Here is a 20,341-nt window from a genome sequence, read left to right on the forward strand (position 1 = left end):
CGGGCGACCATAATGCCGCCCGTTCCTTCGCTCAACGGTAAAAGGCTGGATATGCAGGAAGACGCCCCGGAAAAAACCAAGGACGCCGCGCCCACCGGCACCCAGACGCTGCTGCGCGGCCTCGGTGTGGTGCAGGCAGTGGCCAGTGGCGCGCGCGATCTCAAGGAGATCGCCCGGCTGATCGGCACCACGCGCAGCACTACCCATCGTCTGGCCAGCTGTCTGGTCGACGAGCGTTATCTGCGCGTGGTGCCGCAAATCGGTTATCTGCTCGGGCCGAAACTGATCGAACTGGGCTTTCAGGCCCGCGAAGAGTTGCCGCTGGTGACGTTGGCCGGGCCGTATCTGGATGAGTTGTCGGCGCTGACCGGCGATACCGTGCACCTCGGAATCCGCGAAGGCGACGAAGTGCTGTATCTATTGAAGAACCCCGGACGCAACGGGCCGGAAATGCGCTCGCGGGTCGGCCATCGCATGCCGCTGGTGCGCACCGGGATCGGCAAGGCCTTGATGCTCGATGATTCGCCGCAGGATTGGCGGCGGCTGTACGACATCAGCCTGCCGGCGGGGGGCAAAAGTCAGTTCTGGCCGCAGCATCCCCAGCAGTCGTGGGAACAGCTTGAGCAGCGCATGGGCGAATACGTCGCCGGTGGCTACGCGTTCGATCTGGAAGACAACGAACCGTCGATCCGCTGCGTGGCGGCGCCGATTCGTGATGCGAGCAAGGGCATCGTCGCGGCAATCAGTATCGCCAGCACCGTGCCGTACATGCCGCTGGAAAAAATGGCCGAGTTGATTCCCCTGCTCAAAGGGGTCACAACCCGGCTGTCGGCGGAGCTGGGCTTGAAGGTGTAAGCCGTGAAGGTTTAGGCCTTCAGCGTGGCCATGTCGATGACGAAACGGTACTTGACGTCACCGGCAATCATCCGCGCGTAGGCTTCGTTGATCTGGCGGATGTCGAGCATTTCGATGTCGCAGGTGATGTTGTGCTCGGCGCAGAAATCCAGCACTTCCTGGGTCTCGGCGATACCGCCGATCAAGGAACCGGCCAGCACGCGGCGGCTCATCACCAGTTTGCCGGCGTGGACGGGCGGGTTCACCGGCTCGATCAGGCCGACCAGAATGTGCACACCGTCGAAACGCAGGGTGTCGAGGTACGGGTTCAAATCGTGCTGCACCGGAATGGTGTCGAGCAGGAAGTCGAAGTAGCCGGCCGCGGCCTTCATCTGCTCGGCATCGGTGGAGACGATGACGTGATCGGCGCCCTGACGGCGACCTTCTTCAGCCTTGCTCGCCGAGCGGGTGAACAGTGTCACTTCCGCGCCCATGGCCTTGGCGAACTTGATGCCCATGTGGCCGAGGCCGCCCATGCCGAGAATCCCGACCTTGTCACCGGCCTTGACGCCGTAGTGCTTGAGCGGCGAGTAAGTGGTGATGCCGGCGCAGAGAATCGGTGCGGCGCTGGCCAGAGCGAGTTTCTCGGGGATGCGCACAACGAAGTGTTCGCTGACCACGATGCTGTCGGAGTAACCGCCCATGGTATTGCTGCCATCGACCCGGTCCGGGGTGGCGTAAGTCATGGTCGGGCCTTCGAGGCAATATTGCTCGAGGTTCGCCTGGCAGGCTTCACAGCTGCGGCAGGAGTCGACCATGCAGCCGACGCCAACGAGATCGCCTACCTTGTGACGGGTGACATTCGCACCGACAGCGGTGACTTTTCCGACGATCTCATGGCCGGGCATCAGCGGATAAACGGCGATGCCCCATTCGTTGCGTGCCTGATGGATGTCGGAATGGCAGACGCCGCAGTACAGAATTTCGATCGCCACGTCGTCGGCGCGCGGGCTGCGGCGTTCGAATTTCATCGGGGCGAGGGGAGTGGTGGCCGATTGGGCGGCATAGCCGATGGCGGTGTACATGGGTGACCTCGCAAAAACAGTGACAAGTGAGGCGGTGAATTCTGGCCGCCAGACGCGGGTGCGGCCATGACGATTTCTCCGGGTCTCATGCCTAATCCTCCGGCATGCGGGTCGCAGCGATCGCATTGGCCAGCGGATCTGCGATGATGTTTTCATCCCCTTTTCCGTGAATTTTACGAAGACCTATTCGATGCAGTTGACCCGTCATCTTGATGCCAATGCCCGGCTGGTTTCGCTGATCGAGCCACTGGCGCTGCGCGATGGCTACAGCCAGACCGGCCTGCCCGGTGTGCAGATTTTGCGCGCCAGTTGCGACGTCGCCCGTGGCCCGCATATCTACGAGCCGAGCCTGATGATCATCGCCCAGGGCAGCAAACTGGCGTTCCTCGGCCCACGGACCATGGAATATGGCGCCGGGCATTACCTGATCCAGGCGCTGCCGGTGCCGTTCGAATGCGAAACCTTTGCCTTGCCCGATGCGCCATTGCTCGGTGTGTCGGTGGCGATCGATCGTGTCCTGCTCGGCGAACTGGTGCTGGCCATGGGGCTGGCGCCGGGTCGGCATATTCCGGCGCAGACGCCGGAGTCGATGACCTCGGTGGTACTCGACGATGGCATGCGCGGTTGTGTCGAACGGCTGCTCAGCTGTCTGCACGATCCGCTGGAATGCCAGATTCTCGGCCCGGCGCGGGTTCGCGAATTATTGTTCGTCGCGCTGCGCGGGCCGCAAGCGGATGTGTTGCGGGCGTTAGTCGAGCAACAAGGGCAATTCGCCCGGGTGGCGGCGTCGATCAGCCATCTGCATGCGCATTACACCGAGCCGCTCAATGTCGAGACACTGGCCGGTTGCGCGAACATGAGCGTGTCGACGTTTCATGAGCATTTCAAACGCAGCACATTGTTGTCGCCGGTCCAGTATCTGAAGCGTTTGCGCTTGTTGAAGGCGCAGACGCTGCTGGTGGCGGAGGGGCTGGGTGTCGCGCAGGTGGCGCATCGGGTGGGGTATCAGAGCACGTCGCAATTCAGTCGCGAATACAAGCGTTACTTCGAACGCAGTCCGGGGGATGAGCGCGCTGCCTGACCCGCCGATAATCCCCTGTGTGAGCGAGCAGGCTCGCTCCCACAGTTGTTTTGTGGTGGCAGAGGAATTTTGGGCAACAAAAAGGCCCCCATGTCGGGAGCCTTGTTGTTCAGCGTTTCGACTTACATGTTCGGGTAAGTCGGGCCGCCGGCACCTTCCGGTGCCACCCAGGTGATGTTCTGCGCAGGGTCCTTGATGTCACAGGTCTTGCAGTGCACGCAGTTCTGGGCGTTGATCTGGAAGCGCTTCTCGCCATCTTCCTTGGTGATCACTTCGTATACGCCGGCCGGGCAGTAACGCTGCGCCGGTTCGTCGTACAGCGGCAGGTTTTTGCTGATCGGGATGCTCGGATCGGTCAGCTTCAAGTGGCACGGCTGCTCTTCTTCGTGGTTGGTGCCGGAGATGAACACCGAGCTGAGTTTGTCGAAACTCAGTTTGCCGTCAGGTTTCGGGTAATCGATCTTCTTGCAGTCGGCCGCGAGCTTGAGGCAGGCGTAATCCGGCTTGGTGTCGCGCAGGGTGAATGGCAGTTTGCCGCCGAAGATGTTCTGGTCCAGCCAGTTGAAACCACCGCCGATGATCGCGCCGTACTTGTGAATCGCCGGGCCGAAGTTACGGCTGGCGAACAGTTCTTCGTACAGCCAGCTGTTCTTGAATGCGTCGACGTAAGTGGTCAGTTCGACGGTGCAATCCTGCTCGGCGAACAGCGCATCGGCCACCGATTCCGCCGCGAGCATGCCGGACTTCATCGCGGTGTGGCTGCCTTTGATCTTGGCGAAGTTCAGGGTGCCGAGGTCGCAACCGATCAGCGCGCCGCCCTTGAAGACCATTTTCGGCAGCGAGTTCAGGCCGCCCTTGGCGATGGCGCGGGCGCCATAGCTGACGCGCTTGCCGCCTTCCAGATATTGCTTGAGCACCGGGTGATGCTTGAGGCGCTGGAACTCATCGAACGGCGACAGGTAAGTGTTGCTGTAGGACAGGTCGACGATCAGACCGACCACCACCTGATTGTTTTCCAGGTGATAGAGGAACGAGCCACCGGTGTTCTCGGTGCCCATGATGTCCAGCGGCCAGCCGGCGGTGTGCACCACCAGGCCTGGCTGATGCTTGGCCGGGTCGATTTCCCAGATCTCTTTCAGACCAATGCCGTAGTGCTGAACGTCGGCATCGCTGTCGAGGTTGTAGCGCTTGATCAGTTGCTTGCCGATGTGGCCACGGCAGCCTTCGGCGAACAGCGTGTATTTGCCACGCAGTTCCATGCCAGGGGTGTACAGGCCTTCTTTCGGATGGCCTTCGCGGTCGACGCCCAGATCACCGGTGATGATCCCGCGCACTACGCCGTTTTCATCGATCAGCGCTTCCTGAGCGGCGAAGCCCGGGTAGATTTCCACACCGAGGTTTTCCGCCTGCTGAGCCAGCCAGCGGCACAGGTTGCCCAGGGAGATGATGTAGTTGCCTTCGTTGTGCATGGTCTTGGGCACAAAGAAGTCAGGAATCTTCTGCGCGCTGTCAGCGTCTTTCAGCACGAAAATGTCATCGCGTGTGACGGGCGTGTTCAGCGGCGCGCCGAGCTCTTTCCAATCCGGGAACAGTTCGTTCAGGGCGCGGGGTTCGAATACCGCACCGGAGAGGATGTGTGCACCGACTTCGGAGCCTTTTTCGACCACGCAGACGCTGATTTCCTTACCGGCGTCAGCGGCCTTCTGCTTCAAGCGGCAGGCGGCGGACAGACCAGCGGGGCCGGCACCGACGATGACGACGTCGAATTCCATGTATTCGCGTTCCACAGGCTATCTCCTACTCAAGGCTCAACAGTTTTTTTTTCTAATATGGAGGTTTGATCTCGCATCCGTATTGCCTTTACGTTAACGTCAAAGGGAATATTGGCGAATCCACCTTTCTCTCTAGGCGGCGCATTATATCTACACCACTCCGAGCGTCCAATACAAACGTTTGTTTGAATCGCCTCCAGCCCTGATAAATCAAAGAAGCGCGGCTTATGACAGGGCATTTTGGCGTATTGACCAGAATGGGCGTTCCGGTCAAGATACGGGCGGTTTTGCGCTCGCCGTAGGCAGACTGGCGGTTTCAAGAGCACCTCTAAAGACAGGGCACAGGCAGTAGACGGTGATGCGCAGCGCAAGTCCGGCGCGCAGTTTACACAGCGTGAGAATGAATGACCCGGCAGTCACCCCTGACGAACGGTCACCTCCCTTCGCGAAGTGAATCACCTCACATTCAAGCCGGCGTTTTTAGAGGTGCCCTTGTCGCCCGATGAGCATCATCCGCCAGGTTCGCCTAGGCGACTTTCTTTTCACCGGAGAGTAACGAGGAATCCATGAAGGTTCTTGTAGCTGTCAAACGCGTTGTGGATTACAACGTCAAGGTCCGCGTCAAGGCGGACAATTCCGGCGTCGACCTCGCCAACGTCAAGATGTCGATGAACCCATTCTGCGAAATCGCCGTGGAAGAAGCCGTACGCCTGAAAGAGAAGGGCGTTGCGACTGAAATCGTCGTCGTCTCCATCGGCCCGACCACCGCTCAGGAGCAGCTGCGTACCGCACTGGCTCTGGGTGCCGATCGCGCCATCCTCGTCGAATCCGCTGAAGACCTGACCTCGCTGGCCGTGGCCAAGCTGCTCAAGGCTGTTGTCGACAAGGAACAGCCGCAGCTGGTGATTCTTGGCAAACAGGCGATCGACAGCGACAACAACCAGACCGGCCAGATGCTCGCGGCACTGAGCGGCTACGGTCAGGGCACCTTCGCTTCGAAAGTCGAAGTCTCCGGCGACAGCGTTGCCGTGACCCGCGAAATCGACGGCGGCGCGCAGACCGTTTCGCTGAAACTGCCAGCCATCGTCACCACCGACCTGCGTTTGAACGAGCCGCGCTACGCGTCCCTGCCAAACATCATGAAAGCCAAGAAGAAGCCTCTCGAAGTGCTGACTCCGGACGCTTTGGGCGTTTCCACCGCCTCCACCAACAAGACACTGAAAGTTGAAGCGCCGGCTGCACGCAGCGCAGGCATCAAGGTCAAGTCGGTGGCTGAACTGGTTGAAAAACTCAAGAACGAAGCGAAGGTAATCTAAATGACTATCTTGGTTATTGCTGAACACGACAACAAAGTGCTGGCCCCGGCCACACTGAACACCGTGGCCGCTGCTGCCAAAATCGGCGGCGACATCCACGTTCTGGTAGCAGGTCAGGGCGCAGGCCCGGTGGCCGAAGCCGCAGCGAAAATCGCTGGCGTGAGCAAAGTCCTCAACGCTGACAATGCCGCCTACGCGCATCAGTTGCCGGAAAACGTTGCTCCGCTGGTTGCAGAGTTGGGCAAGAATTACAGCCACATTCTGGCTGCCGCCACTTCCAACGGCAAAAACATCCTGCCGCGCGTTGCTGCTGCGCTGGACGTTGACCAGATCTCCGAGATCATCTCGGTCGAAAGCGCTGACACTTTCAAGCGCCCGATCTACGCCGGTAACGCCATCGCCACCGTGCAATCGACCGCCGCGATCAAAGTGATCACCGTGCGTGCCACCGGTTTCGATCCGGTTGCTGCTGAAGGTGGTTCGGCTGCCGTTGAAGCCGTTGGTGCTGCCCACGACGCCGGTACCTCGAGCTTCGTCAGCGAAGAGCTGGCCAAGTCCGACCGTCCTGAGCTGACCGCTGCCAAGATCGTCGTTTCCGGCGGTCGCGGCATGCAGAACGGTGACAACTTCAAACACCTGTACGCGCTGGCCGACAAGCTCGGCGCTGCTGTGGGCGCCTCGCGCGCTGCGGTCGACGCAGGTTTCGTACCGAACGACATGCAGGTCGGTCAGACCGGCAAGATCGTTGCGCCACAGCTGTACATCGCCGTCGGTATCTCCGGCGCGATCCAGCATCTGGCCGGCATGAAAGACTCCAAGGTGATCGTTGCGATCAACAAGGACGAAGAAGCGCCGATCTTCCAGGTGGCCGATTACGGTCTCGTGGCGGATCTGTTCGAAGCAGTACCTGAGCTGGAGAAGCTGGTCTAATCCGGCGGCTTCACTTATAAAGAGCCCGGCCTGTTGGTCGGGCTTTTTTTTGTCTCGAATTTCAAGCGGGAGCGTTTTGCCATGGATCTGCGCTGCGGATGGTTGTTGGGATGGTTGCTGTTGCCAGGTTTGGCCATGGCCGCGGGCAAGTGCGAGCGCCTGGTCGTCACCGGCAGCCCTGACGCGCCGCCCTACTTGTGGCAGGACCCGCAAAACCCCAAGCGCTTGATCGGCGCCAGTGCCGATCTGTTGCAGCAAGTGGCCAAGGATCTGGGCATCAAAGTCGACCTGCTCTACGCCGGCAAACGCTCGCAGGCCCTCGATGAAGTGCGCAGCGGGCGCATGGACATGCTGGCCGACGCGCCGCTGACCGTGAATGAGCTGGAGAACTTCGACTTCATTCATCCGCCACTGCTGGAAAACGACTACCTGGTGTGGACCCGCAAAGGCTCGACGCTGACCTATGCCGAGGCCAGCGACCTGAAAGGCCATGCCGGCGCGGTGTCGGAAAAGTCGCGGATGACCCAGGCATTCGGCACTTTCGCCGAGCAGAATCTGACGCTGACCCGCACAGCCAATCTTACCGAGGCACTACAGAAGTTGCTGTTGGGCGAGGTGGAATATGTCCTCGCCGGACGTTACTCAGGCTTGGCCGCCGCTCAGACATTGGGCATGACCAGCGATCTGTTGGCGTTTGAACAACCCATCGACCGGCCGGGTCTGTTCCTCGCGGTTTCGCATAACTCGGCCTGCAACGATCCGTGGTTGCGCGGACAGCTCGCCAAAAAGATGACAGAATTGCCCGCGTCCGGACTGACGGAAGCCGCGCTGCAACGCAACATCGAGCGCTGGAAGGCGCAACAGCAACAGCCGCCACTACCTGTCAGTGCCCCAAAACAGTAGGGATTCTTAGTGAGTATTCGACCTCTTTTCGCGGCTGTGGCCGTTCTGGCCCTGGCCGGGTGCGCATCCGATCCGGCACCCAGTGAACAAATGCGTTTGACCGAACAAGCCATCGTGCAGGCCAAGGCAGTCGGCGCCACCGCTGACGAAGTGCCGGAAATGCAACTGGCCGAAACAAAATACAACCGCGCCAAAGGCAGCATGGCCGACGAGTCCTATCGCAACGCGCGCATGCGTGCCGAGCAGGCCGAACTGGATGCACGTCTGGCCGAGGCCAAGGTGCTGACGATAAAAAGTGAAGAACAGCTGAATGTGCTCAATACCCGCATTGTCCGCCTGCGCAAGCAGCTGCAACTGGGGGAAGCACAATGAGCCTCAAGTCCAATGCGCTCGGCATTCTGATCCTCGCCGGTTGCGCCAGCCTCTACGGCTGCGCCGGCCAGCACAGCGAGGCGGCACTGCAACAGGCCGGCGCTGATTTCCAGAAGGTCAAGGAAGATTCCAACGTGCTGCGCATCGCGCCGAAAGACGTGATCCGCGCCGGCGAGTCCCTGGCCCGCGCCGATCGACTGTCGACCTATTGGGGCAGCGGTGCCGACGTGGTGCATTACGCCTACCTGAGCCAGCGCTACAGCGAAATCGCCCGCGAGCACACCAACCAGGCGCTCAACGAAGAACGCGCAGCCAAGCTCGAGCTTGAGCGTCAGCGTCTGCAACTGGCCCTGCGCGAATCGAAACTGCTCAGCGTGCAGCAACAAGGCAAGTGGCTGGAGGAACAGATCGTCGCGCTGGCGACCACACAGACCGATCGCGGTCTGGTGATGACCCTCGGCGACGTGTTGTTCGACACCGGCCAGGCGGAACTGAAAAACTCGGCCAACCGCGTCGTGCTGAAGATCGTCCAGTTTCTGCAACTCAACCCCAAGCGCGTGGTGCGCATTGAGGGTTACACCGACAGCACCGGTGGCAGGCAGGAAAACCTCAAACTGTCCCGCGATCGTGCGCAATCGGTGGCTGACGTGCTGGTCGATCTGGGTATCGACGAAAAACGCATTCAGGTCGAAGGTTACGGCGACCAGTATCCGGTCGATGCCAACGCCTCCGAGCGTGGACGGGCGCAGAACCGCCGCGTAGAAATCGTGTTCTCTGACGAAAAAGGCCAGCTCGGCGCCGCCCGCTGAGGGCTGCGTCTCTGGAAAGCCCGGGCTGTCATGCAGTGCCGGGCTTTTTTGTGTCTGTCGATTGCCGCGCAAAACCGTACAGATGGGGCAGACACCGCACTGTACGGTCGAGTAATCTGGCAACTGTCCCAGTACACTTCTAAACTGTTCCGGTATTGTTTCAGACAAGAATAAAACGCCCGTGAAATCGAGTGCTGCGTCATGACCAATCTCTTGCTCTACCAACGTATTGCTCAGCAACTGGCCGAAGACATCCGCCGTGGTGTTTATCAACCGGGGGAGCGCGTGCCTTCGGTGCGCAAGATGAGTTCGCAGCTCAACGTCAGCCATGCGACGGTGTTGCAGGCTTACGCCAATCTCGAAGATCAGGGCCTGATCCGCGCCCGGCCGCAGTCGGGTTACTACGTGCACCAGACCCCGGCGCTGACCGCGCCGACGCCGGACATCGCCCGCGTCGAACGGCCGGGGCTGGTGACGCGCAGCAGCATCATTCAGCAGGTATTGGTCGAATCCCGCCGCGAAGGCGTGTTTCCGCTGGGCGCTGCGGTGCCGAGTGTCGATTATCTGCCGGTGCGCGCGCTGCATCAGCAACTGGCCAAGGTCACTCGGTTTCACAGTCCACGGGCGTTCAGCTATATGTTCAGCCCCGGCTTCGAGCCGCTGCGCCGGCAAGTGGCGATCCGCATGCGTGACGCTGGCGTGGTTGTCGATCCGTCGGAAGTGGTGATCACCCACGGCTGTGTCGACGCCTTGCAGATGTCGTTGCGCGTGCTGACCCGGCCGGGCGATCTGATCGCTGCCGAATCGCCGACCTATTACGGCCTGCTGCAACTGGCCGATCTGCTTGGCCTGAAGGTCATCGAAATCCCCAGTGACCCCGCCACCGGCATGAGCCTGGAAGCCTTGCAACTGGCCGCCAACCAGTGGTCGATCAAGGCGCTGGTGCTGACCACGCGCCTGAGCAATCCCCTTGGCGGCACCATGCCGGAAGAGCGGCAGAAACAGTTGCTGCGCCTGGCCTCGGATTTCGACATTCAGATCGTCGAAGACGATATCTACGGCGAACTGATGTTCGAGCAGGGCCGTACCAAAGCGCTGAAAGCCTACGACCGCCTGGATCGGGTGATCTACTGCTCGAGCTTCTCCAAAACCCTGTCACCGGGTGTGCGCATCGGCTGGATGATCGCCGGCAAATACCAGCAGGAAATCCAGCGCCTGCAAACTTTCAGCACCCATTCGGCGTGCAGCGTCACGCAGATGGCGATTGCCGCCTATCTGGAAAACGGCGGTTATGACCGGCATTTACGCTACATCCGTCAGGAGTACCGGAAAAACCTCAGCGCGTTCCAGCTGGCGGTGCAGCAGCACTTCCCTGAGGGCACGCAGATGTCCCGGCCCACGGGCGGTTTCATCCTCTGGGTGAGCTTGCCGGGGCGGGTCAACACTCAGGAATTGCATGTCCGCGCGCTGCAACAAGGCATCAGCATCGCGCCGGGGCTGATCTTCAGCAACACCGAGCAGTTCAACCACTGTATCCGGCTCAATTGCGGTATTCCGTGGAACCGCGAGGCGGAGCGGGCGCTGATGACGCTGGGTCTGTTGGCCACCCAACTGTGTCAGGAAATGGCTGGCGGATTCTGAACGAGGAGGGCGGTGGTGCTTGTCATGTGACGCACAACAAGCGAGCATGTGGCCCTCTGCCGTTAGTTCGTTGGGTCCATGAAAGCGATTGTTCCTGCCGCGTGGGTATTGCTGGGTTTGTTGATGATCGGTCAGGCACCGGGTGTCATGGCGGCCGCAGCCCAGGAAAAACCGGCAGCGACCAGTACCACGAACAAAGCTACCAAAACCGCGGCTCCGGCAAAAAAAGCCCAGGCCAAAAAAAACGCCACGGTGAAGAAGCGCCGCCCGGTTGCTTCGAAATCGAAACCTGCCAGCGAAGTGGCCAAAACCAAATTGCCGCCGGCAAAACTCGATCTCAGCCTGCCCAAGGATATGGTTGAAGACCTGAAGCCAAAGGGCACCGTAGAACTGCCCAAACGCGAGGCGATCCTGCCGCAGATGTTTGGCGAAAAAGATAACGGCTTCCAGCTCAACGGCCGCTTGCTCAGCAATGAAATGGAGTTGCAATTGCGCAACGAAGCGCGACGCGATGTGGAAGGTGCGGCGCTGGATTTCGAATTCAAACAATAGATGCAGCCCTCTGCAACGCGCAGAGCAGACGCTTCGTCGGAGACTGCCCGGTCACATTTACTTATCGTTGAAAAGCCGCTTGCAGCAATTTGAAACAGCTGTTTTAGCGGTTACTCTGTTCCCCGTCTCTTTACACATCGCCCGTCGCGAGGATCTGTTCGTCATGAAATGCCGTGAAGGCTGTGGCGCTTGCTGCATTGCCCCCTCCATCAGTTCGCCGATTCCCGGCATGCCCGATGGCAAACCCGCCGGCGAACGTTGCGTGCAACTATCGGTCGATAACCTGTGCAGCATTTTCGGCCGTCCGGAACGTCCGGCTGTCTGCTCGGGCTTCGCTGCGGATGTCGAGGTGTGCGGCAGCAGTTCGCAAGAAGCGATCAGATTGATCGGCTGGTGGGAGCAGATGACGGCGGCGTGATGTGTTCACCAACGGAACTTCAACAATAAGGAATAACACTATGGGTTCGCTGCACCGTATCGCTGTGTTGTGTGGTCTGACTGCCGTACTTGCCACTTCGGTCGTCCACGCGGAAGACTGGAAAGTGGCCAAGAACGAAGACGGCATCAAGGTTTCCCTGAGCGAAATACCCGGTTCGGATTACAAGTCCTACCAAGGCGTCGCGCTGATGAAAACCACCGTTGCCAAACTGCGTGCCTTGCAGGAAGACGTCTCCGGCGCCTGCGCGTGGATTCACGAATGCAAGAGCCAGAAACTGCTCAAGCACGAAGGCGATCTGAGCTGGACCTATTCGCAATTCAATACGCCATGGCCGGTGACCCCGCGTGATTCGGTGTTGAAAATCACCACTGTTGAGGGTGCCGATGGCAGCCTGACTCGTAATCTTGAAGGCGTGCCGACCTATCTGCCGGAAGAAAAAGGCTTCGTGCGGGTCCAGCAAGTCAAGGGCTTCTGGAAGTTCGTGCCTAAAGGCGATCAGGTTGAAGTGACTTATCAGGTGCACACCGAGCCGGGCGGTAGCGTACCGGCCATGGTCGCCAACAAGTTCGTGGTCGATGCGCCATTCAATACCCTGAAAGCGCTGAAAGAACGCGCCGAGAAATAATCAATTCGCTGTAAGCAAAACGCCCCGACCGGTTCGGGGCGTTTTGTTTTGTCTCTAAATTGTATTTCCAGATATGCGTTGCACGAAATTTTCACAAAGTCTCCAAGACAATTCGCCCGCACTTGTTGCCTGCCATTGCGCTGCCAGCCCTTTGAATGAAAGTCTCGAAGAGCAGGGCAGTAATCAATGGCAATGGTGTGAACGATCGTGCAACATTTGCGCACCGCGCACGCCCCGGGGTCTGGACTGACCAATAGAGGGCCTGGCGCCGCTGTATTTTTGCAACTTCAACTTCCAATGGGTCCTAAAACGACATGGCAAACCCGGACGCCCTGAATCAGCAGCGATCTTCTGCTCGCCTGCTGCAACCGACCGTCAAATCGCATCTGGCCTACACGCTGCTGTGCGCACTGGTCATGATGGTCATGTTTTCCGCGCTGCGCCTCGCGCTGCTGGTCTACAACCGCGAGATGATCCTCGACACCCCGGCCGCGACCTTCCTTGAAGCGTTCGTCAACGGTCTGCGTTTCGACCTGCGCCTGGTGGTGTACCTGTGCATTCCGCTGGTGCTGGCGCTGTTCAGTGCCCGGGCCATGGCCGCGCGCGGTTTCTTCCGTCTGTGGCTGACCGTCGCCTCGAGCATCGCGCTGTTCCTCGGCCTGATGGAGATGGACTTCTACCGCGAGTTTCACCAGCGCCTCAATGGTCTGGTGTTCCAGTACGTGAAGGAAGACCCGAAAACCGTAATGAGCATGCTCTGGTACGGTTTCCCGGTGGTGCGCTACGTGCTGGCGTGGGTGATCGGCACGGTCATTCTGACCCTGGCGTTCAAAGGCGCCGACCGCGCCACCCGCCCGCGCGGACCGTTCAGCGGCGGCAGCGTCAGCTCCCGTCAGGTTGCGCCGTGGTACACCCGCCTGGCGGTGTTCGTGGTCTGCCTGCTGATCTGCGTCGTCGCCGCTCGCGGCACCTTGCGTCAAGGCCCGCCGATGCGTTGGGGTGACGTCTATACCACCGATTCCAACTTCGCCAACCAGCTCGGCCTCAATGGCACGCTGTCGCTGGTCGCCGCAGCCAAGGCGCGCATGGGTGAAGACCGCGACAATATCTGGAAAGCCACGCTTCCGCAGGAACAGGCGCAGCAAGTGGTGCGCGACATGCTGTTGATGCCGGACGACAAACTGGTCGATGCCGACATCGCCGCTGTTCGCCGCGACTACATGCCGCCGGCTGACAAGACCCTGCCGATCAAGAACGTCGTGGTGATCCTGATGGAAAGCATGGCCGGTCACTCGGTCGGTGCTTTGGGCGCGCCGGGCAATATCACCCCGTACCTGGACCAGCTGTCGAAGGAAGGTCTGCTGTTCGACCGTTTCTTCTCCAACGGCACCCACACCCACCAGGGCATGTTCGCGACCATGGCCTGCTTCCCCAACCTGCCGGGTTTCGAATACCTGATGCAGACCCCGGAAGGCAGCCACAAACTGTCGGGCTTGCCGCAGTTGCTCAGCGCCCGCGACTATGACGACGTCTACGTCTACAACGGCGACTTCGCCTGGGATAACCAGTCGGGCTTCTTCAGCAACCAGGGCATGACCAACTTCGTTGGCCGCAACGACTTCGTCAATCCGGTGTTCTCCGATCCGACCTGGGGCGTGTCCGACCAGGACATGTTCGATCGTGGCCTGCAGGAACTGAAGACGCGGGAAAACGGCAAGCCGTTCTACGCATTGCTGCAAACCCTGTCCAACCACACGCCGTACGCCTTGCCCACGCCATTGCCGGTCGAGCGCGTCACTGACCGTGGCAGCCTCAACGAACACCTGACCGCCATGCGCTACTCCGATTGGGCACTCGGCCAGTTCTTCGAGAAGGCGCGCAAAGAGAAGTACTTCAACGAAACCCTGTTCGTCATCGTCGGCGACCACGGCTTCGGGAACGAGCGCCAGATCACCGAAATGGACCTGGGTCGCTTCAACGTGCCGATGCTGATGATTGCCCCGGGCATCCAGCAGAAGTTCGGAACCCGCGACCACACCGTGGGCACGCAGATCGACATCGTGCCGACCATCATGGGCCGCCTCGGTGGCGAAGTGCGTCACCAGTGCTGGGGCCGTGACCTGCTCAACCTGCCGCAGGGCGACACCGGCTTCGGTGTGATCAAGCCATCTGGCAGCGAGCAGACCACCGCCATCGTCACCGCCGATGAGATTCTGGTGTTGCCGCGTGACAAGGACATGGGCCCGAAAATCTGGAAATATCAGCTGGGCGCCAACCCGCACGCCGAAGTTGTACCGGACGCGCCGCGCACTGCCGAACTCAAACTCAAACTTGAGGCGTTCCTGCAAACCGCGACCAAGAGCCTGCTCGATAATACCGCCGGTGTCATTCACGGCAAGCCGGACTGATCACTCCTTGAAGTCCACGCAATAAAAAAGAGGCCCTTGCAAAAGGGCCTCTTTTTTTACAGCTTCAAATCGTCATATCTTGCCGAGTAACAACAGCACCAGCAGCACGACCAACACCACGCCGATAATACCCGACGGGCCATAACCCCAACTTCTGGAGTGCGGGAAGACCGGCAGACCACCGATCAGCAACAGGATCAGGATGATGATTAGAATTGTGCCCATGGGTGATTTCCTTGTTCAGAGTCTGGAAGAGTCTTGATGCTCAGTGGGCAGCTGGAGAGCAACTAAATTCCAGCCGGCTTACATGTTCCGACTTGCGCCGATGAAAAATAATTCAATGTTTTTTTAATGTATTTGGATTGGCTGGTTATTTCCTTTAAAGCAAAAAAGCAAAAGATCGCAGCCTTCGGCAGCTCCTACAGGAGACCATCCCCAAAACGATGACGGCTGGAATCTTTTGATCCTCCATTCAGCAACTGGATGGAGCGTGGGTGAACGAAGTTCCTTCGCTACACTCGGCGCATCTCTCCCGGAACAACAAGGCTGTCCGCTATGCAAAATCGCATGATGATCACTGGTGCAGGCTCAGGCCTGGGTCGCGAAATCGCGCTGCGCTGGGCCCGTGAAGGCTGGCGGCTGGCCTTGTCCGATGTCAGTGAGCCCGGCCTGCAGGAAACCCTGAAGCTGGTGCGCGAGGCGGGCGGTGACGGCTTCATCCAGCGCTGTGACGTGCGCGATTACAGTCAGCTCACCGCCTTCGCCCAGGCCTGCGAAGAGAAGCTCGGCGGCATCGACATCATCGTCAACAATGCCGGCGTCGCCTCGGGCGGGTTTTTCAGCGAATTGTCTCTGGAAGACTGGGACTGGCAGATCGCGATCAACCTGATGGGCGTGGTCAAGGGCTGCAAAGCGTTCCTGCCGCTGCTGGAACAGAGCAAGGGCAAGATCATCAACATCGCCTCCATGGCCGCGTTGATGCAAGGCCCGGCAATGAGTAACTACAACGTGGCCAAGGCCGGCGTAGTGGCGTTGTCGGAGAGTCTGCTGATCGAACTGGCGCAGCAGGAAGTGGCGGTGCATGTGGTTTGCCCGTCGTTCTTCCAGACCAACTTGCTCGATTCTTTCCGTGGCCCGACCCCGGCCATGAAAGCCCAGGTCGGCAAGTTGCTGGAAAGTTCGCCGATCAGCGCAGCCGACATCGCTGACTACATCTACCAGCAAGTCGCCGCCGGCGAATTCCTGATTCTGCCTCACGAACAAGGGCGCATGGCCTGGGCAATCAAGCAAAAGAATCCGCAACTGCTCTACAACGAGATGACTTCCATGGCCGAGAAAATGCGCGCCAAGGCCAAACAAAACAACGCTTGATCTTGTTCGATTCCCGCCGCGTCGTTAGGGTGGCCGCCACGGTCACCCTGTCGAGACGCCTCCATGCTCAATTACTTGTTGTTCTTCCTTGCGGCGCTGTTTGAAATCGCCGGCTGTTTTGCCTTCTACATGTGGCTGCGCCAGGGCAAGAGTGCGTTGTGGGTGCTTCCCGCGTTGCTCAGCCTGACCCTGTTCGCGCTGTTGCTGACCCGTGTTGAAGCGGCCTACGCCGGGCGCGCCTATGCCGCGTATGGCGGGATCTACATCGTTGCTTCGATTGGCTGGCTGGCGGTGGTCGAGCGGGTGCGTCCGCTGGGCTCGGACTGGATCGGCATGGCCCTGTGCGTGGTCGGTGCCAGCATCATTCTGTTCGGGCCGCGCTTTTCCGCTGCCTGAGGCTTTTGTGCGAAGCGTCTGACAGCTGCGGGCGTGGGCAGCTGTAGGGCAAGACTGATTTGCTCGTCGTGGATTGTGAAGACGCTGTAAGCCGCGCATCTTCAGGGTTTGCCAGTCCTGAAGGATGAATCCCATGCTTGTACTCAGCCGTGTGGTCGGTGAGTTGATTTCAATCGGAGACGACATCACCCTGCGTGTTCTGTCGGTCAATGGCTCCAGCGTGCGCTTCGGCGTCGAGGCGCCGAAAAAGGTCCATGTACACCGCGCCGAGGTCTATGACCGGATCAAGCGCAAGGAAGCCGCGGCGAAGGCTGGCTGACGGTTTCAGTCGAACAGATGCTTGGGTACGTCGTGCTTGAGCATCAGCTGGCACTGCTCGCTTTCCGGATCGAACACGATCAATGCCTGGCCTTTGGTCAGTGCCTGACGCACGCGCAGGACGCGGGTTTCCAGCGGGGTGTCATCGCCGTTGTCGGTACCGTCGCGGGTGACGAAATCCTCGATCAGGCGGGTGAGGGTGTCGACTTCAAGCGCGTCGTGGGGAATGAGCATGGGCACCTCGGTCAAATCAATGTCGGGATGCTACGGGGATTGGGTTTTGCGTGCCAGTTTTGTATCGGTCTTGCCTGCCCATTCGCGAGCAGGCTCGCTCCCACCTTTGAAATGCGATCTCTGTGGGAGCGAGCCTGCTCGCGAAGGCGGTTATCTGTTCACCGAAGGTTCAACTGTCAGAACGCTGCCCCACCAGACTGTCCACCGGCGGCACGCGGGTTTCGCTTTCCATCTGGGTGTCATGCTCAATCTGATGGCTGAAGCGATCCAGTGAAGCATTGGCCGGCGCCGCGTCGCTGGCAAAGACCGGCGGGCTCAGAATGTACGCACCGAGCAAACGGCTGAGCGCCGCCAGGCTGTCGATGTGCGTGCGTTCGTAGCCGTGGGTGGCATCGCAGCCGAAGGCGAGCAGGGCGGTGCGAATGTCGTGGCCGGCGGTGACCGCCGAGTGCGCATCGCTGAAGTAATAGCGGAACATGTCACGGCGCACCGGCAATTCGTGTTCATCGGCCAGACGCAACAGATGCCGCGACAGGTGATAGTCATACGGCCCGCCCGAATCCTGCATCGCCACGCTCACCGCGTGTTCGCTGGAATGCTGGCCGGGGGCGACCGGTGCAATGTCGATGCCGACAAACTCGCTGACGTCCCAAGGCAATGCCGCCGCTGCACCGCTGCCGGTTTCCTCGGTGATGGTGAACAGTGGATGGCAATCGATGTTCAATTCCTGGCCGCTGTCGACAATTGCCTTCAGTGCCGCGAGCAATGCGGCAACGCCGGCCTTGTCGTCGAGATGGCGCGCGCTGATATGGCCGCTTTCGGTGAACTCCGGCAGCGGATCGAAGGCCACCACGTCGCCGACATGTATGCCCAGCGACTCGCAATCGGCTTTGGTCGTGCAGTAGGCGTCCAGACGCAACTCGACATGGTCCCAACTGATCGGCATTTCATCGACCTGGGTGTTGAACGCATGCCCGGACGCCATCAGCGGCAACACGCTGCCGCGAATCACCCCGGTGTCGGTAAACAGGCTGACTCGGCTACCCTCGGCAAAGCGGCTCGACCAGCAACCGACCGGGGCGAGGGTCAGGCGACCGTTGTCTTTCACCGCACGCACGGCGGCGCCGATGGTGTCCAGGTGCGCAGACACCGCGCGGTCAGGGCTGCTTTTTTTGCCCTTCAACGTCGCGCGGATGGTCCCGCGCCGGGTCATTTCAAACGGAATGCCCAGCTCTTCGAGACGCTCGGCGACATAGCGCACGATGGTGTCGGTGAAACCGGTAGGGCTGGGAATGGCGAGCATTTCCAGCAGGACTTTTTGCAGGTAAGCCAGATCCGGTTCAGGGATTTGTGTGGTCATGGTCATGGAAACTCCTGATGGGTTGAGCACTGATCGTTCCCACGCTCTGCGTGGGAATACAGCCCGGGACGCTCTGCGTCCCTCGAATGGACGCGAAGCGTCCGATGAGGCGTTCCCACGCAGAGCGTGGGAACGATCAGGAAGGGTTCAGACAGCCGGCTGACTATGCGGAAACAACAGATCGACAAAGCGTTCCGCCGTCGGCTGCGGTTCATGGTTGGCGAGGCCGGCGCGCTCATTGGCTTCGATGAACACGTACTCGGGCTGATCTGCCGCCGGCACCATCAGATCGAGCCCGACCATTGGAATGTCCAGCGCTCGCGCCGCGCGCACTGCCGCGTCGACCAGCGTTGGATGAAGAATGTCGGTCACGTCTTCCAGCGTCCCGCCGGTGTGCAGGTTGGCCGTGCGCCGCACGAACAGATGCTCGCCGGCCGGCAGGATGCTGCTGTAGTCGTAACCGGCGGCATGCAGCGTGCGTTGGGTTTCGTGGTCCAGCGGAATCTTGCTTTCGCCACTGGTGGCCGCTTGCCGGCGGCGGCTCTGCGCTTCGATCAGCGCACCGATCGAATGCTGACCATCGCCGACCACTTCGGCGGGCTTGCGAATCGCCGCCGCCACCACTTCAAAGCCGATCACCACGATGCGCAGATCAAGGCCTTCGTGGAAGCTTTCCAGCAGCACGCGACTGTCGAACTGCTTCGCCGTTTCGATAGCCTTCTGCACCTCTTCGATGGTGCGCAGATCCACCGCGACGCCGTGGCCCTGTTCGCCATCGAGAGGCTTGACCACCACCCGTTGGTGCTCATCGAGGAAGGCCAGGTTGTCGTCGGCATTGCCCGCCAGTTGCTGCGCCGGCAGTTTCAGGCCTGCGGCCTTGAGCACCTTGTGGGTCAGACTTTTGTCCTGGCACAGGGTCATGCTGATCGCACTGGTCAGATCGCTCAGCGACTCGCGGCAGCGCACGCGACGGCCGCCATGGCTGAGGGTGAACAGCCCGGCGTCGGCGTCATCCACTTGCACGTCGATACCGCGTCGATGCGCTTCTTCGACGATGATCCGCGCGTAAGGATTGAAATTCGCCTCCGGCCCCGGGCCGAGAAACAGCGGCTGGTTGATGCCGTTCTTGCGCTTGATGGCAAAGGTCGGCAGGTTGCGGAAACCCAGTTTGGCGTAAAGGTTTTTCGCCTGACGATTGTCGTGCAGCACCGACAGATCCAGATAAGCCAGGCCGCGACTCATGAAGTGCTCGACCAAATGTCGCACCAGCACTTCGCCGACGCCCGGGCGCGAGCAATGCGGGTCGACCGCCAGGCACCACAGGCTGCTGCCGTGTTCCGGGTCGTTGAAGGCTTTTTCATGATTGAGACCCATGACACTGCCGATCACCGCGCCGCTGTCCTCGTCTTCCGCCAGCCAGTACACCGGGCCGCCCTGATGATGTGGGGTGAGCAGCTCCTGATCGATCGGCAACATGCCGCGCGCCTGGTACAAACGGTTGATGCCCTGCCAGTCGGTTTCGCTTTGCGCACGACGAATGCGGAAGCCGCGAAACACCCGCGTAGCTTGCCGGTAATCGCTGAACCATAAACGCAGGGTGTCGGATGGATCGAGAAACAGCTGCGTCGGCTCCAGGCCGAGAATCTGCTGCGGTGCGGCAACATACAGGGCGATATCGCGTTCGCCGGGCTGCTCGTTGAGCAGCTCCTGCGCGAGCGACGCCGGGTCGGGAAAGGTATGGCCGATCAGCAGCCGGCCCCAACCGCAATGCACGGCAATCGGGGCGCTGGCAGGCTCGCTGCCGTCTTCGGCCAGGCGCGCCTGCAAACGTTCATACGAGGGGGCCTGACCACGCAACAGGCGTTGGTTTATGGACGTGGCATGGGGTTTCATCA

Annotated in this window: 21 protein-coding genes; 15 read left to right on the top strand and 6 right to left on the bottom strand. The window is 60.2% G+C overall.

Annotation, left to right across the window (positions count from 1 at the left end):
- Window positions 1-51: 51 nt before the first annotated feature.
- A complete protein-coding gene (locus tag AAEZ10_RS10270) occupies window positions 52-855 on the top strand; it encodes an IclR family transcriptional regulator (protein WP_016770958.1) in 804 nt (267 codons plus the stop codon).
- Window positions 856-866: 11 nt separating this feature from the next.
- Here AAEZ10_RS10270 and AAEZ10_RS10275 read toward each other — a convergent pair whose 3' ends face one another.
- Window positions 867-1,919, bottom strand: a complete 1,053-nt coding sequence (locus AAEZ10_RS10275) for an NAD(P)-dependent alcohol dehydrogenase (protein ID WP_016770957.1) — start codon at window positions 1,917-1,919, stop codon at window positions 867-869.
- Window positions 1,920-2,109: 190 nt separating this feature from the next.
- Here AAEZ10_RS10275 and AAEZ10_RS10280 point away from each other — a divergent pair, with 190 nt between their 5' ends.
- Window positions 2,110-3,000: an AraC family transcriptional regulator gene (locus tag AAEZ10_RS10280; protein ID WP_016770956.1), complete on the top strand. Its 891-nt coding sequence runs from the start codon at window positions 2,110-2,112 to the stop codon at window positions 2,998-3,000.
- A 122-nt stretch (window positions 3,001-3,122) separates the two neighbouring features.
- On the opposite strand, the gene AAEZ10_RS10285 is transcribed toward AAEZ10_RS10280, so the two are convergent.
- Window positions 3,123-4,787, bottom strand: coding sequence for an electron transfer flavoprotein-ubiquinone oxidoreductase (locus AAEZ10_RS10285; RefSeq protein ID WP_350569059.1), 1,665 nt, complete (start codon window positions 4,785-4,787; stop codon window positions 3,123-3,125).
- Between the two features lie 551 nt (window positions 4,788-5,338).
- On the opposite strand from AAEZ10_RS10285, the gene AAEZ10_RS10290 reads away from it, so the two are divergent.
- From AAEZ10_RS10290 to AAEZ10_RS10335, 10 genes are all read left to right on the top strand, one after another.
- Complete coding sequence (locus tag AAEZ10_RS10290; RefSeq protein WP_007908338.1) at window positions 5,339-6,088, top strand: electron transfer flavoprotein subunit beta/FixA family protein; 750 nt, start codon at window positions 5,339-5,341, stop codon at window positions 6,086-6,088.
- Window positions 6,089-7,018, top strand: coding sequence for an electron transfer flavoprotein subunit alpha/FixB family protein (locus tag AAEZ10_RS10295; protein WP_056788298.1), 930 nt, complete (start codon window positions 6,089-6,091; stop codon window positions 7,016-7,018).
- Between the two features lie 81 nt (window positions 7,019-7,099).
- Entirely contained in the window at window positions 7,100-7,921 is an 822-nt protein-coding gene (locus AAEZ10_RS10300) for a substrate-binding periplasmic protein (RefSeq protein WP_339101182.1), read from the top strand.
- A gap of 9 nt (window positions 7,922-7,930) precedes the next feature.
- Window positions 7,931-8,293: a DUF4398 domain-containing protein gene (locus AAEZ10_RS10305; protein ID WP_350569062.1), complete on the top strand. Its 363-nt coding sequence runs from the start codon at window positions 7,931-7,933 to the stop codon at window positions 8,291-8,293.
- Window positions 8,290-9,102, top strand: a complete 813-nt coding sequence (locus tag AAEZ10_RS10310) for an OmpA family protein (protein WP_122746684.1) — start codon at window positions 8,290-8,292, stop codon at window positions 9,100-9,102. The genes AAEZ10_RS10305 and AAEZ10_RS10310 overlap by 4 nt, the downstream gene beginning before the upstream one ends.
- A gap of 201 nt (window positions 9,103-9,303) precedes the next feature.
- Window positions 9,304-10,743, top strand: a complete 1,440-nt coding sequence (locus AAEZ10_RS10315; protein ID WP_041478242.1) for an aminotransferase-like domain-containing protein — start codon at window positions 9,304-9,306, stop codon at window positions 10,741-10,743.
- Window positions 10,744-10,821: 78 nt separating this feature from the next.
- On the top strand, window positions 10,822-11,295 hold the full coding sequence (locus tag AAEZ10_RS10320) for a translation initiation factor 2 (RefSeq protein WP_350569064.1): 474 nt from the start codon (window positions 10,822-10,824) through the stop codon (window positions 11,293-11,295).
- Window positions 11,296-11,458: 163 nt separating this feature from the next.
- The gene (locus tag AAEZ10_RS10325; RefSeq protein ID WP_071173185.1) at window positions 11,459-11,713 is read left to right on the top strand and encodes a YkgJ family cysteine cluster protein; all 255 of its coding nucleotides are present in this window, start codon (window positions 11,459-11,461) and stop codon (window positions 11,711-11,713) included.
- Window positions 11,714-11,753: 40 nt separating this feature from the next.
- A complete protein-coding gene (locus tag AAEZ10_RS10330; protein WP_071173184.1) occupies window positions 11,754-12,359 on the top strand; it encodes an START domain-containing protein in 606 nt (201 codons plus the stop codon).
- 314 nt (window positions 12,360-12,673) lie between these two features.
- Complete coding sequence (locus AAEZ10_RS10335; protein WP_350569067.1) at window positions 12,674-14,767, top strand: LTA synthase family protein; 2,094 nt, start codon at window positions 12,674-12,676, stop codon at window positions 14,765-14,767.
- Between the two features lie 72 nt (window positions 14,768-14,839).
- Here AAEZ10_RS10335 and AAEZ10_RS10340 read toward each other — a convergent pair whose 3' ends face one another.
- A complete protein-coding gene (locus AAEZ10_RS10340) occupies window positions 14,840-14,992 on the bottom strand; it encodes a DUF3309 family protein (RefSeq protein ID WP_003183939.1) in 153 nt (50 codons plus the stop codon).
- Between the two features lie 330 nt (window positions 14,993-15,322).
- Here AAEZ10_RS10340 and AAEZ10_RS10345 point away from each other — a divergent pair, with 330 nt between their 5' ends.
- The 3 genes from AAEZ10_RS10345 (at window position 15,323) to csrA (ending at window position 16,853) form a co-directional block, all read left to right on the top strand.
- Window positions 15,323-16,138, top strand: coding sequence for an SDR family oxidoreductase (locus AAEZ10_RS10345; protein WP_016770947.1), 816 nt, complete (start codon window positions 15,323-15,325; stop codon window positions 16,136-16,138).
- 63 nt (window positions 16,139-16,201) lie between these two features.
- Window positions 16,202-16,534, top strand: a complete 333-nt coding sequence (locus tag AAEZ10_RS10350) for a YnfA family protein (RefSeq protein ID WP_350569070.1) — start codon at window positions 16,202-16,204, stop codon at window positions 16,532-16,534.
- 133 nt (window positions 16,535-16,667) lie between these two features.
- Window positions 16,668-16,853, top strand: a complete 186-nt coding sequence (csrA, locus tag AAEZ10_RS10355; RefSeq protein ID WP_024013891.1) for a carbon storage regulator CsrA — start codon at window positions 16,668-16,670, stop codon at window positions 16,851-16,853.
- A gap of 5 nt (window positions 16,854-16,858) precedes the next feature.
- Here the strand turns inward: csrA and AAEZ10_RS10360 are convergent, their stop codons facing one another.
- From AAEZ10_RS10360 to ngg, 3 genes are all read right to left on the bottom strand, one after another.
- Window positions 16,859-17,086 carry a YheU family protein gene (locus AAEZ10_RS10360; RefSeq protein ID WP_003172962.1) on the bottom strand — a complete coding sequence of 76 codons (228 nt, stop codon included), beginning with the start codon at window positions 17,084-17,086 and terminating at the stop codon, window positions 16,859-16,861.
- A 169-nt stretch (window positions 17,087-17,255) separates the two neighbouring features.
- Window positions 17,256-18,446 carry an osmoprotectant NAGGN system M42 family peptidase gene (locus tag AAEZ10_RS10365; protein WP_024013890.1) on the bottom strand — a complete coding sequence of 397 codons (1,191 nt, stop codon included), beginning with the start codon at window positions 18,444-18,446 and terminating at the stop codon, window positions 17,256-17,258.
- A gap of 147 nt (window positions 18,447-18,593) precedes the next feature.
- Window positions 18,594-20,339 (bottom strand): N-acetylglutaminylglutamine synthetase, encoded by a 1,746-nt coding sequence (gene ngg / locus AAEZ10_RS10370; RefSeq protein ID WP_024013889.1) that lies wholly within the window; start codon window positions 20,337-20,339, stop codon window positions 18,594-18,596.
- Window positions 20,340-20,341: the final 2 nt, after the last annotated feature.

Origin of the sequence: Pseudomonas sp. H26/SER47-MNA-CIBAN-0231, from assembly GCF_040310465.1 — a bacterium.
Lineage (GTDB): Bacteria > Pseudomonadota > Gammaproteobacteria > Pseudomonadales > Pseudomonadaceae > Aquipseudomonas > Aquipseudomonas atacamensis.